At 62.9% G+C, this 12,784-nt stretch carries 10 protein-coding genes; 6 read left to right on the top strand and 4 right to left on the bottom strand.

Annotated features, from left to right (window positions below; translation table 11 throughout):
- The 3 genes from C2R25_RS19845 (at window position 1) to C2R25_RS19835 (ending at window position 4,741) form a co-directional block, all read left to right on the top strand.
- Window positions 1-1,353, top strand: coding sequence for an O-antigen ligase (locus C2R25_RS19845; protein ID WP_103730842.1), 1,353 nt, complete (start codon window positions 1-3; stop codon window positions 1,351-1,353).
- Window positions 1,354-1,413: 60 nt separating this feature from the next.
- Window positions 1,414-2,430, top strand: a complete 1,017-nt coding sequence (locus C2R25_RS19840) for a hypothetical protein (RefSeq protein ID WP_103730841.1) — start codon at window positions 1,414-1,416, stop codon at window positions 2,428-2,430.
- Window positions 2,431-2,563: 133 nt separating this feature from the next.
- Window positions 2,564-4,741, top strand: coding sequence for a polysaccharide biosynthesis tyrosine autokinase (locus tag C2R25_RS19835; RefSeq protein ID WP_103730840.1), 2,178 nt, complete (start codon window positions 2,564-2,566; stop codon window positions 4,739-4,741).
- On the opposite strand, the gene C2R25_RS19830 is transcribed toward C2R25_RS19835, so the two are convergent.
- The 4 genes from C2R25_RS19830 to C2R25_RS19815 form a co-directional block, all read right to left on the bottom strand.
- A complete protein-coding gene (locus C2R25_RS19830; RefSeq protein WP_146049704.1) occupies window positions 4,738-5,064 on the bottom strand; it encodes a hypothetical protein in 327 nt (108 codons plus the stop codon). The genes C2R25_RS19835 and C2R25_RS19830 overlap by 4 nt on opposite strands.
- A gap of 201 nt (window positions 5,065-5,265) precedes the next feature.
- Window positions 5,266-5,949, bottom strand: a complete 684-nt coding sequence (locus C2R25_RS19825; RefSeq protein WP_103730838.1) for a PIG-L deacetylase family protein — start codon at window positions 5,947-5,949, stop codon at window positions 5,266-5,268.
- Between the two features lie 3 nt (window positions 5,950-5,952).
- Window positions 5,953-6,909 (bottom strand): methionyl-tRNA formyltransferase, encoded by a 957-nt coding sequence (locus C2R25_RS19820; RefSeq protein WP_233204175.1) that lies wholly within the window; start codon window positions 6,907-6,909, stop codon window positions 5,953-5,955.
- 3 nt (window positions 6,910-6,912) lie between these two features.
- On the bottom strand, window positions 6,913-8,166 hold the full coding sequence (locus C2R25_RS19815; protein ID WP_103730837.1) for a glycosyltransferase family 4 protein: 1,254 nt from the start codon (window positions 8,164-8,166) through the stop codon (window positions 6,913-6,915).
- A 365-nt stretch (window positions 8,167-8,531) separates the two neighbouring features.
- On the opposite strand from C2R25_RS19815, the gene C2R25_RS19810 reads away from it, so the two are divergent.
- The 3 genes from C2R25_RS19810 to C2R25_RS19800 are packed head-to-tail and all read left to right on the top strand — an operon-like array spanning window position 8,532 to window position 12,780.
- Window positions 8,532-10,625, top strand: coding sequence for a polysaccharide biosynthesis protein (locus C2R25_RS19810; protein WP_158250730.1), 2,094 nt, complete (start codon window positions 8,532-8,534; stop codon window positions 10,623-10,625).
- The gene (locus C2R25_RS19805) at window positions 10,622-11,848 is read left to right on the top strand and encodes a DegT/DnrJ/EryC1/StrS aminotransferase family protein (protein ID WP_103730835.1); all 1,227 of its coding nucleotides are present in this window, start codon (window positions 10,622-10,624) and stop codon (window positions 11,846-11,848) included. The genes C2R25_RS19810 and C2R25_RS19805 overlap by 4 nt, the downstream gene beginning before the upstream one ends.
- Window positions 11,845-12,780 (top strand): sulfotransferase, encoded by a 936-nt coding sequence (locus C2R25_RS19800; RefSeq protein WP_103730834.1) that lies wholly within the window; start codon window positions 11,845-11,847, stop codon window positions 12,778-12,780. The genes C2R25_RS19805 and C2R25_RS19800 overlap by 4 nt, the downstream gene beginning before the upstream one ends.
- The last annotated feature ends 4 nt before the right edge of the window (window positions 12,781-12,784 follow it).

Here is a 12,784-nt window from a genome sequence, read left to right as displayed (position 1 = left end):
ATGCTTGCTCTGACCGACGGCAGCCCGCCTCTTCCACTTTTCCTCGTCCTGCCGGTATTGCTGGGCTACGCTGTCCTTGTCGTCTTTCTCTGCGTTCGCGTCAGTGCTTCCACATCGTTCCTGGTGTCCGCTTTCGCCCTTCGCCTGGCCATGTCCTCGCAACCGGAATTTTCTTTCGCCGCCTCACCGGCAGGTCTCAGCTGGAACGCGCTGGTTTCGGTCGCCCTCGTCGCCATCGGAAGTCAGGTTTTGTTGCGTAGCCGTGCGGTACCGCTGGTGCTTGTTCCGCTCGTGCCGCTCGCCTTTCTTGTCGCCATCAGCGCAGCCCTTAACGGAGAAGCGGCGGGAGGCGTGGAGACGCTCGTTAAGTACGCGTATTTCGCGATGATCGCCCTCGCCGCCTATGACGCCTTTCGAGTTGATGGCTACGCGGCCGTGCTGTCGCGCCTGCTTTCAACCTTTTCCCTGCCGCTCACGATGCAGTGCGCCAGTCTGGTCCTGGGCATCAGCAAGGCGAACGAAAGCGATGGATCGGCTTCGTACATCGGCGGCTACAATCATGAGGCCAGTTTTTCGATAATCCTCCTGACGGCGCTCCTCACAGCCATGCTGCACCCGGGATTGAAGGGACGGTACAAGATCCTCGTGGGCGCCATCACCATCTCCGGCATAGCGGCAGCGAATTACAGGACCGCAATCCTGGCGGCAGCCCCTCTGCTGATCGGTCTCCTGATCAGTGCCGCCGCGGCCGCCGTGCCGCCCCGGCAACGCGGTGTTGCCGGGATCCTGATCGTTCTGGCGATGCTGGCGGCGGTCCCTGTTATCCCCGTCATCGCCGGCGAACGGTTCGAGGCCATCGCCACCCTGGCGGCCAATCCGGAGATCGTGAACAAATCTCCGGACGACTTTCAGGAGGCGGACCGGGAAATGATGTCGGGCCGGCTGTTTCTCTGGAGTCAGTACATCGACGCGTGGCAGCAGGGTGGAAGCCGACAGCACCTGATCGGTTTCGGAGCAAACGCGTGGGAAGGCCGCTATCGATACTATGCGCATAATACGCTCGTATCGACGCTGTACGAGTTAGGCGCGCTTGGCGTGATGGCGATGCTGCTTCTGTGGTCTTGGATGCTGGCCCTCGCGCTGTCTGCCGCAAGAGGCCATCGGCTGACGCTCGTGACCGCTCACCTCGGCTTCTTCGTTCTGAACATGGCAACGATGCCGATTTGGATGATCGAAGGCCTTCTCTTCTACGGCCTTCTGTGCGGCTTCACCATTCACGCCTGGCTGGACCGGAGCCGTGTCGCGCCCGGCCCGTCGCGGAATGAAGGCCGGCCCGTCAGCGTATTTCACTAAAACGGGCAAGGCCGGACCGCATCACCTTCGTAAGTCACGACAAAGCACAGGATATGGCGCATGAACAGGTTCTACGCTTCGACGGCCTCGCTCCTTCTTTGCGGAACGATTGCGGCGGGTATCGCACTGACGCGGTCGCAATCGCCATCGGCAGCCTTCGCGCAAGGCACCTCGTCCTCGTTCCGGATGCCGGCAATAGCCCAGCCTCAGGCGAACACCTCCGACTGCAGGACGCGCCAGACGATCCGCGCCACCGCAGGCGCGGCGCCGGTGAAGGGCCTGTGCGTTGCCGCTGGCACAATGCTGGTCAATGCCCGCAACGTCACGGGTTTTGTCCTCTCCGATGTCGTCGCGCGGGGCTACGGCCCTCTCCTTCGCGGCGACACCGTTCCAGACCTGCAGGTTGTGCGCGTCAGCGCCACGGCGGCGCGCGCCGACCCCGTCCTGGGGCTCGGCCTCGTCAATGTCAGCAATGGCATCGGAAAAGCCGTCTTCCGGGATCTGGTCTGGATCGGTGACCCGGCCTCGCCTGCCGTGAACGACGCGGATGCCTGGGCGGCGATCGCCCTCAAGGGCAAGGATGCCAACGACACCGGAACCTTCGAAATCCGCAACTTCGACTTTCGCAACCTCACCATGGCGAAGGGAAGCAATTACCAGAACGTCGACGGCATATCGACCGAAGGCGGCTATTCAGGGCTCATTGCCGACGGCAGCGTATCGAACGCAAGCGATGCCTGCCTTGACATCAAGGGTGCCGTCAGGGTGGACAACGTACGGCTGGAGGGATGCCGTGAGGGTATGAAGATCTGGAGCGACCAGAAGCACGGTCTCATCGAATTGGGGACCAACAGCTTCGTCGGCATCATCGGCAAGGGTAGCCGCAATCAGCGACGACGGATCGAGATCGACGTGCTGATCGTGACCGGTAACCCGAAGGTGCCCCTGTTCCGCGCAGAGGATGGTCCCGTCACTCTGCATATCCGGCGTCTGGTCGCAAGCAGTAGCCAGATTCTCAACAGCACCAGCAGCTTCGCTGGATCGGATGTGACGGTCGACCAACGGGTAAACAACTGATCGCCGTTAATCTTTAGGCCCGCTGACGACCGATCTCGCCTGCCTTCAATTCCGAATTACCCCGTGTTTCTGATGGATCGATAGGCTGTTCCGGCGGCACAGTAACCCCGCCTCTTCCAGGGAGCGTGCGCTTTTGAACCTCGGTGTCCAACACTTCGAAGCCCAGCAGCCTTACGAAGCCAAGCCCTCTCCTACGGGACAGGCGCATGGCGGCGGCGAGAAGTTCATTGATCTCGCTTGGCTGACAGCGCTGATCTGGCGTCACAAGTGGCTTATGCTCGGGCTTGTGGGGGGTATCGTCGCGCTGACGATGATCGCTTACCTGTTTGCCGAAAAGGTTTACGAAGCCAACGTCATTCTGGCGCTGGACCGCAGTGAACAGCAGATCGTCCGCACGGCACAGACCAACCGCGACAACGTCATAGACTCGCCGGCAGTGGACACCGAAGTCCAGGTACTCCTGTCGCCGGAAATCGCGCGCAACGCCGTCATCCGGAGCCGGCTGAACACGGACGCCGCGTTCCTGAAGGCAAAAGTGCCCGACACGACGGCCCCGCTTAGCGTCGAGGCCGCAACCAACCTTGTGCGCTCCGGCCTGAAGGTGGAACGCAAGGGGCTCTCCTACGCCATCAATCTAAGATACAAGTCGAACGATCCCGAAGTTTCGGCCATGGTGGCGAACGCTGTCGCTGACGCCTACGTCGGGGGGCAAGTCCAGGCGGCGCAGACAGCGCGAGGGTCTGACATCCAGATGCTGCGCTCGCGCCTGGACCAGTTGCGGGGCGACGTGCTGAGGGCCGAAGCGGCGGTTGCGCAGTACCGCGCCCGCGCCGACCTTGTCAGCATCAGCGACGACGACACCATCGCCCAGCAGGAGCTTTCCACGCTCAACACCGAACTGGCGGCTGCAAAGGCCGACTTGGCGGCCGCGCAGGGCCGGGCGAGCGCGAACGCCGGTGAGAACGGTTCGGTCGTGAACTCCAGTCCTGTCATCTCCGATCTGCGTCGCCAGGTCGCAACGCTGGAGCAGAAACTGGCGGAACAGACCTCCTCCCTCGGCCCTGCACATCCGGACCGTGTCCGAACCGAGGCCAACCTCGCGGCAGCCCGCACCGCTCTCCGGCGCGAAGTTTCGCGTGCCAGTTCCGGCGTCGGGCAGGATGTACGCGTGGCAAGCCAGCGCGTTGGAGCGATACAGGGCGCCATCGGCGGCGCGCGGGGAAGGCTGCTTGCAGGGAACAACGCTTCGGTACGGCTCGCCGAACTTGAGCGTGTGGCGGAAAGTTCGCGCCAGCTCTACCAAACGTTCCTGGATCGTTATCGCGTCCAGCTGGCGACGCGAGGGACAGAGAAAAGCAAGGCGGACATCATCTCACGCGCGCAGACGCCCCGCCTGCCCTCCTCGCCAGACATCCTGGTCTATATGATCGGCGGGCTTGCCATCGGCATCGTCGCCGCCGTGGGTCTCGCTCTGGCGCTGGAATGGCGGGAGGACGGCATCCGGACACGCACCGAGGCGGAGGAGTTCACGGGTCTGAAGGTCATCAGCAGCCTTCCCGACATCGCCACAATGGACGAGCCCGACTTCCGCAAGGGAGAGCCACTGTCGGTGCCCGACTTCCTGGCCACGCACCGGGAATCGCCTTTTGCTGAAACGGTTCGGTCGATCTGGACGGCGCTGCGGATAGGACAGAAGGGGCAGCTTGCTAAGACGGTGGGGCTGACCTCATCCATCCCCGACGAAGGCAAGACCAGCACCGCTATGGCCCTGGTGCGATCGGCGGCCCTGGCGGGGCGGCGTACCCTCCTCATCGATTGCGACCTGCGGCGCATGGGAACGACGCATGCCTTCGGCCTCGGAGAAGGGCCCGGTCTGGTCGAGGTCCTTTCCGGCCTGTCCACCCTCAAGGAGGCCGTGGTCGTCGATCAATCCTCCGGCGCTCATGTCCTGCCGCTTAACACGACGAGCGGCAACAACTTCGATATCGTCCAGTCGGACATGACGGCCGCGCTGCTGGATCACTGCAAGGCTTTCTACGATCTCATCGTACTCGACATCGCCCCGGCCATCCCAGTCGCGGAAGCTCGGGCGGTCGCGGCCATGGCGGATGTCGTCCTCCTGGTGGTGCGGTGGCGCACGACGCCAAAGCCTTTGCTGAAGACGGCCCTTCGCGAACTGCACCGCGCGGATGCCAACATCTTCGGGCTGGTGCTTACCCAGGTCGACGCCCGATCCGCATCCGTCCTCGGAGAAGACATGGCGTACTATCAGTACTACTACGCGCGCGATAAGGCACCGCTGCCCGTCTAAATTTCCGGGGCCTTCCCCCAGTTTTCCACGTTTCGGACGCGAAAGATGGTCTCGGTCAAGGGCGAGGTCGTCATCTCCAGCATGAGTGGCGCGGAGTCGACAAGCTTCGCAACGAGGTCAGATCGCAGGCACAGGTCGATTTCGACGCGATCGTCATAGATCCGCCCGGACCCGATGATCGAGGCTTCCTCGAAGTGGGTGCCCGGAGGATTGAGGAACACCTTTGCCTCGGTCCCTTCTCGGAGCATGGGGCTGGGGCCATCATCATCGGCAACCACGCCACGGAATTCCGACGCGGTGACGCACTTTACGCGTATTCTCAAGCAGCCCGACGCCATTTACGATCCCCCATTTCCCTGGGGCATACAGCGCAAGCCAGGTCGATCGCAATCGTCTTGCCGTGCGGTGAACGGACTGGACCTCAAGCGCTCTTAGGGTGGCGTTACCTGCCGGTGCCATGAAGATCTAGTCGACGCCTCCGGAAAGCACTCGCTTGAACGCGGCGGGTCTCGCCGCACGTCGGCCTATCGCTCGATCATCCGGATGGCCATGAAGGCTTCGGCTGCGCGCAGGAAGACCGCCGAGCCGCGCAAGCGCGCCAGAGCTTCGATCGTGAGAAGCGAGCGCTCGTCGGGAAAGGCCTTGACCTGTGTTTCGAACAGAGAAAATGCCTCCAACTTGCGCTCGAGCGTCGACTGTATGTCGATAAAGACATTGGGAACAAAGGCGGGGGTCGTGGGCGCAGCGTACCAGTTTGTTTCCGACAACGTCTCGTAGGCAAGGATCCGCGCGGGTGCCTTTGGACTGCGAGGACGCGCCGCGACCATCGAGGCGAGGAAGGTCAACTGGTGATCCTGGTGAACGTCCCCGAGGAACGGGATCAGCAGAGTATCCGGGTTGACGTCGTTCACGAGGTTGATCAGCGCTCCGTTGAGCTCGGCGGCTGCCACGGTGTCCAGCGCTGCAGCCGGTAAATCGAGGCGGTGCGTGGCATGAACGCCGATCAACGCATGCGCGCGGCGTGCTTCGTCCTGCACGCGAGCGACCCCTTCGGCGGGAAAGGCAGGCTCGCGCCCGAGGGTGACAATGGCCACATGGACCTCGTGACCCGCTCCTGTGAGCCGGGCCATCGTGCCGCCGCAGCCAAGTATCTCGTCATCGGGATGTGGCGCTATGACAAGCACGCGCCCGAAATGTTCAAGACCCATGCCTCAACCGCGCCCAAGGATGCTGTGGATGGCGGGTGAGCGCCCATCCTCGAAAGTCCAGTCCGTGATCTCCAGAAGACCGTCGCCTGTTTGCACGACAAGACTGTCTCCGATTTTCGCTACGATCTGGCCCGGCATGGCGTGATGACGTTCCGTACCGCTCACGAGCCGCGTCCCACTCACCGTCAGGTGACGCGACCCGAGGGTGGTGAAGGCGCCGGGGTACGGACTTCCGACTGCGCGAACCAAGCGGTGGATTGAAGTGGCACTTTCCTGCCAGTCGATCCGCCCGTCGGCAGGTGTGCGCTTCGTCGCCCAGGTGGCGAACCGATCGTCCTGCGGTGTGCGGGGCTGCTGCCCGCTGGCCAGCTTGGGAAGTACCTCCCGCAGCAGCGCGCCAAGTGCATCCATGTGCTTGTCGTACAGGGATCGCGCCGTTTCGTCCCGCGCCACATGGAAATAGCGTTGCGCCAGGATGTCGCCATCGTCGGTGCCCTCGCCTATCCAGAACAGGCTGGAGGCGGAAATGGGCTCATCCAGGAGGATGGTCCAGGGGATCGCCGCCCGCCCCCGCAGTCGCGGCAGGGGTGCCGGGTGGTAACCGATGGAGCCTCTCGCCGCGATGTTCAGGAACTCGGCGTTCACGATCTGTGACCAGCCCACGACGAAGACGTAATCGGGCTGGGCAGCCCTCACGGCCGACAGTGTTGCAGCATCGTTCGTGCGCGCCACATAAAGCAGTTCCGCTCCCGCCGCAGCAGCGTGCGGCGCCAGATCCACGATGTCAGAATGGCGGCCATGCAGTTCGGGGGGCAGAGTCACCACGAGCGGTACCTCCCAGCCTTCGGCCCTCGACAGCTCCGCGAGAAGGATTTCCGTGCTTCCCACGGCACCGACCACGGCAGCGCGCAACAATGCCGTGGCTTGCTCGGTCGAACATTCAATATCAGCGATCGGCATGCTCTATCCCGCGATCGGATGTACAGTGGTTTCAGCCTTCGCAAGGCCGGCCGGACAGGCGCCTGCCGCACCCGGAGAGGCTTCTCGATCGTTTGCCGGCTGCCCGGGATCGATCACCTGCGGCTTCCAGGTTTCCACGAGGAGATCCATTTCGTCGAGAAGCTGCCGATTGACCTTCCGCACGTCGTACGTGGCTTCGGCGATGGCTCTTGATCGCGCGCCCATGGCCCCGATGAGTTCGGGATTGTCGATGAAGCGTTGCATGGCGATCGCAAGGGCATCCACGTCACGCGGCGGCACCAGGAACCCGTTTTCACCTTCTGCCACCGGTTCGCGGCACCCTGGCGTGTCTGTGGTCACGATCGGTCGTCCGCACGACATGGCCTCGATGATCGTGCGTGGCAGGCCTTCACGGTAGTAGGAGGGCAGCACGAAGACCGAGCAGCCGGCGAGATAGGGTCTCACATCCGTGGTGCCGGGAACGAACCTGACGGGGTACTCCGCCGCAAGCTTGAGGCATTCCGCCTCGTCGATGCCGGTGGGGTTTGCCCGTTCGTAGTGGCCGAGCACCATGAACTCGCAGGTAGGATGATGCCGGCTGATCCGGCGTGCCGCTTCCAGAAACTCGTACACGCCCTTGTCGCGCATGAGCCGGCCCACGAAAAGGAAACGGATGACCGTCCGTGGCAGCGGAACATGGGGAAAGTGTGCAAGGTCAACCCCTGACCCGGGTACCTGTACCACGCGATGGGAGGCGTTCACGATCCCGAAGTCGAGCATGTCCTGGCGGTCGTCGGCATTGAACACGAAGATCGCACGCGTGCGTCGCACAGCTTCCCGATAGAGGAACGAGACCGCCTTGCGCAGCAGCTGTCGCTTGTCGTTATGCGGGCTGTAGACGTAGCCGAGGCCGGACATGAGCGCGAAGAACCGACGTCCACCGACAAGACGCGCCGCCAACCCGCCGTAGATGATCGGCTTCTGCGTGTAAGCGAGGATCAGGTCCGGCTTCTCATACATGATCAGCCGGGCGTATCGATAGAGTAGCGCCACATCGTGTATCGGGTTGGTGCCGGTTCTCTGCATCGGCACCACGCGAAAACCGATACCGGAACTCTTGAGTTCCTGTGCGACAGCGTCGTTGTGGTCAGGCGCGACGGCCAGGACGGTGTGGCCATTCGCGATCATTTCACGCAGCAACGCGCCCCGGAAATTGGTAAGCGAATAGGCCAGGCTCGAGAGTACCAGGATCTTCATGAGACAGCGTAGCCTTGGCTGCGATGAACGAGCGACCGCTGCATGCCGGAGCCGGGGGTGAACGGGGAATGCAGAGGTCTGAAGAGATCATGCGTCCGCACGCGCGAAGAGCAAAGGATCATAACGGCTGATAGCCCTTGGAGATCATGCACTCCAATTAAGAACCGGCGCTTCGAATTGTCGCTAAGACCTATGAAGTATCCGGATGAGCGAGAGGATGCGCCGTCTCCTAGGAGAACGGGCGTGGCAATTCGGGTTGATAACACATGCTCAGGTGCGCCGGGGGCAAGGCCGCCGTAAACGGTGCGTTACGACTGCCGCGACGGCAGTCTGATGTATTCCGCCGCTTTGCGAAGGTCGCCTCAATGGACCAGATCGTCTCCGGGAGCCGGCTCCCCTTTGCCACCGGCGCAATGCGCAACCGCCTCGTGAGCGTTCGAAAGATCGGCCCCAGGCGTGCAATCTCCGCCAGCGCTCAGTTCAGCCTGCGGCGCATGATCCGCAGCCTGACACTCATGTCGGTCGATTTCGCGGCTCTTTGCGCAACTCTCGTCATGGCCTTTTCGGTCGTTGGACGCACCGATTTCCCCGACAGCGAAATCGATACGCTTGCCGTCATGATCTTCTCCGCCACCGTCGTCATGATCTTTCTGGGCACGGGACTCTATCGACGCAGCTGGCGCTTCTTCAGCTTCACGCACGCCGTCCAGCTTTCCGCGCTTTCCCTGCCCAGCTTTGCGCTGGGCTGGGCGATCCTGTTTCTCTTCCCGGGCGTGCAGCAGGAGCGCGGGTTATGGGCGGAGATCGGCCTGGCCCAGTGGCTGCTCGGCCTTGCCGCGCTGATGTTCATGCGGGGCGTGCGCCGGGTCATCCGCGAGCGGGTGAACAGTCCGGCGCCGGTCAACCGCTTCGATCCGCGTATACAACACCTGCGGCGCGCTATCCTTGTCGGGTCACCGGACTGGGTGCTTTCGGTGATCCAGATGGTTCGGCGTGAGACCACTCCCACACTCGCGATCACCGGCATTCTGCTTCCCACCGTTGATGGCACTCTTCTGCAGATCGCCGATGTGCCCGTGCTGGGCAGCCACGACGACGTGCTGCAGGCCGTGGACGTCCTCGACAGGGAAGACCTGCGCCCGTCCCTCATCATCGCATGTGACGATGGCAACGACCTCAGCAATCGCGAGATGGCACGTCTGGCATCGCGCGCCCGTGGACTGAACATCGAGCTGTCGCGGGTACGCGAGTGCTGGAGCCACATCCTCCAGCGCAACCGGAGCGTCCAGCTTGAGGAACTCTCAGTCAAGGACCTGCTGGGTCGCAACGAACTGACGCTCGAAGGCGAGCAGATCACCAGCCAGATCGCCGGAAAGTGCGTTCTGGTGACCGGGGCTGGCGGCACCATCGGCGGTGAACTGTGCTGGCAGCTTGCCAGCTTCCGCCCCTCACGCCTCGTCCTGCTGGAGCAGAGCGAATTCCACCTCTACGCGATCGAGATGAAGCTGCGCGAGGTCTATCCCGACCTCGATATCCAGCCCGAGCTGTGCAACATCCGGCAGCGCAACGAAGTGCGACGGGTCTTTGAAAAGCACCGTCCGGTGATCGTCTACCACGCGGCGGCGCTGAAGCATGTGCCCATCGTGGAAACGAACCCCTGTGCGGGGGTACACACCAACATCATCGGCACCCGGATCGTCGCGGATGCGGTCTGTGAGTTTTCCGCCAAGGCCATGGTGCAGGTGTCGACCGACAAGGCAGTCAACCCCGTAGGCATGATGGGCGCGACGAAGCGCGTGGGCGAACTCTATAGCCAGGCCCTCGACATGTGCGGGGTCGACGATGCGGACGCCCCGCGGTTCATGACGGTGCGCTTCGGCAATGTGCTCGGATCGAGCGGATCCATCGTGCCGCTCTTCCATCGTCAGCTGCGTGAGGGCAAGTCCCTGACGGTCACGCATCCGGATATCGAGCGGTTCTTCATGACCGTGCGGGAGGCCGTGCAGCTCATCCTCCAGAGCAGTTCCACCGTCCTCAGCGAGGACTCCCGTCGCGGCACGATCCTCGTGCTGGATATGGGCAAGCCCATCCGCATCGTCGACTTGGCTTACAGGATGATCCGGCTCTACGGCCTGCAGCCGGAGATCGACGTGCCGGTCGAGTTCGTGGGGCTGCGACCCGGCGAGAAGCTCTACGAGGAGCTGTTCGATATCTGCGAGGAGCAGGTTCCCTCCGCGATCAAGGGCATCTTCGAAGCGCAATCGAAGCCGATACCGCTTCCCTACATCACCCATAGCATCGATCGGCTAAGCCGTGCCGTCGAGTTGGGCGACCACGCGGAGGCTCGTCGCATCACTCACACTCTGGTCAAGATACCGAGTGGAGCCGCCTTGCTGACACCGGTCGAAAACGATCTGCCCGTGCTGTCGGGCCGCAATGGGGAGCCTGTAAACGTATGAATGCTCTGTCCATCGAGAAGATCGAGAGCACCATCGCGCTCGTCGAACCCGCAGCACGGCAGGTCCGAAGCCGATGGCCCTGTCACGAAGCCGACGAGATCGAGGCCGTGTGCGAGGTGCTGCAGTCAGGTAGGGTGAACGCGCTCGTTCACGGCACGCATAACATAGCGTTCGCGGCCGAGTTCGCCGACTACATCGGTATGCCGCACGGCCTGTGCATCGCGAACGGCACCCTCACGCTGGAAGTCGCCTTGCGCGCTCTGGGAATCGGCCCCGGCGACGAGGTGATCGTGCCGGCGCGCAGCTTTTTCGCCTCAGCGAGCTGCGTACTTGCGGTGGGGGCGCTCCCGGTCTTCGCCGACGTGGCAGCCGACAGTCAGAACATCGATCCCGTGTCTGTCGAACGGATGATCGGGCCGCGCACCAGGGCCGTCCTGTGCGTGCACCTTGCCGGGTGGCCCTGCGACATGGATGCCATGGTTGCCCTCTGCCGGGATCATGGGCTTCTCCTGCTTGAAGACTGTGCGCAGGCACACGGCGCGACATGGAAAGGCCGCAGGGTCGGTTCCTTCGGCGCCGCTTCTTCCTTCTCTTTCTGCACGGACAAGATCATGTCCACGGGCGGTGAAGGAGGGGTTCTCCTGCTTCGCGACCAGATGACTTGGGAGGTCGCCTGGTCGATCAAGGATCACGGCAAATCTCACGCGATGATTGCGCCGCAGTCACCGCCATCCGGAGCGTTCCGCTACATCCACGACCTTGCCGGGTCCAATTACCGCATGACCGAGATGCAGGCGGCCATCGGGCGTCGGCAGCTCACGAAGCTTCCCGGATGGCTGGACATGCGCCGTCGCAACGCACGCATACTTCTGGATGCGTGGAAGGACCTGGACGGGCTTCTCCTGCCCCGGCTGTCTCCCGACGAGGGGCATGCGTGGTACAAGTTCTACGTCCAGCTTGCCGCTGAAGGGCGCGAGCCGGCCGCGGAGCGGGAGCGAATCCTCCAAAGACTGCTGGCTCGCGGGATTCCCGCCGGGACGGGCTCCTGCCCGGACATGAGCCAGGAAAAGGCCTTCACTCACCTGCCGGTGCGCCGTGATGGCGACTTGCCGAGGGCGCGCGCGCTTGGGCGGCGGACCCTCATGTTCCCCGTCGATCACACCATGGAGACTTCCGACATGAATTACATCGCAGAAGCCGTCCGGGAGGCGTTTGCGGAATGAGCGGTCGGGATTGGTATCCAAGCTTCATCGTCATCGGAGCCGTCAAGGCTGCCACTACCTGGATACAAATGCGGCTTCAGGAAAATCCACGGATCTTTCTGCCGGACTGCGAGCCCCATTTTTTCAGCGCCGGGTTCGAAAGAGGCGAGGAGCACTACCGCACCTTCTTCGAACCTCGGCCCTCCAGCGTGGAGATCGTCGGCGAGAAGTCTGCTGACTACCTTGCGCATCCGCTGGCGGCCCAGCGTGTGGCCAAGATGCTGCCGGACGTGCGGCTGGTCTTGCAACTGCGCAATCCGGTGGAGCGGGCTTATTCCGACTACAAGATGTTCTATCGCCGAGGGACGATTTCCGGCCCGCCCGAAGAGTATCTGTCACGGCCGGACTCGTCCGTCCCCCGATTTCTGGAAGACGGCCTCTATGCGCGTCACTTGCGGCGCTGGCTCGACCTGTTCCCTCGTGAGAACATCCTCGTCTATCTCTACGAAGACGTAGACAGGCGACCGGAAGAGATCGTGCATTCGGTCTCTCGCCACATCGGCGTGGAGCCCGTCTACGCGCCCGAGCGCGTAAGCCAGCGCGAGAACAACAGCCGGTCGGCAATCCTGCCTCTGCCTCTGCGCAGGGCGCTCGCCCCGTTGAAGGGTGTCGTGCGCCCCTTGCGCGGGAACCCTCTTTTCGAGGGAACGCGTTCGTTGATGGCGCGCGAAATCGCCTACCCTCCTCTGTCTCCGGCTCTGCGCCGGCACCTGATCGATTTCTACGCCCGGGATGTGGAGCAACTTGCATCCTTGTGCGATCTCGACCTGACTTCCTGGAATTTGAGTGGCCTTCAAAAGGTGCACTCCATCACGGCGGCGCCGTCTAGCACGTCGTCGCCCGTTCTTGCGCGGAGAGGTAGTGCCGCCAACTCGCGCGAGAGAACCGGATAATCCT

It is taken from the genome of Novosphingobium sp. HII-3 (genome assembly GCF_002916655.1).
In the GTDB taxonomy this organism is placed as follows: Bacteria; Pseudomonadota; Alphaproteobacteria; order Sphingomonadales; family Sphingomonadaceae; genus Novosphingobium; species Novosphingobium panipatense.
Note: the sequence above shows the minus strand (reverse complement) of the source record. Positions and strands in the feature narration are given on the sequence as shown.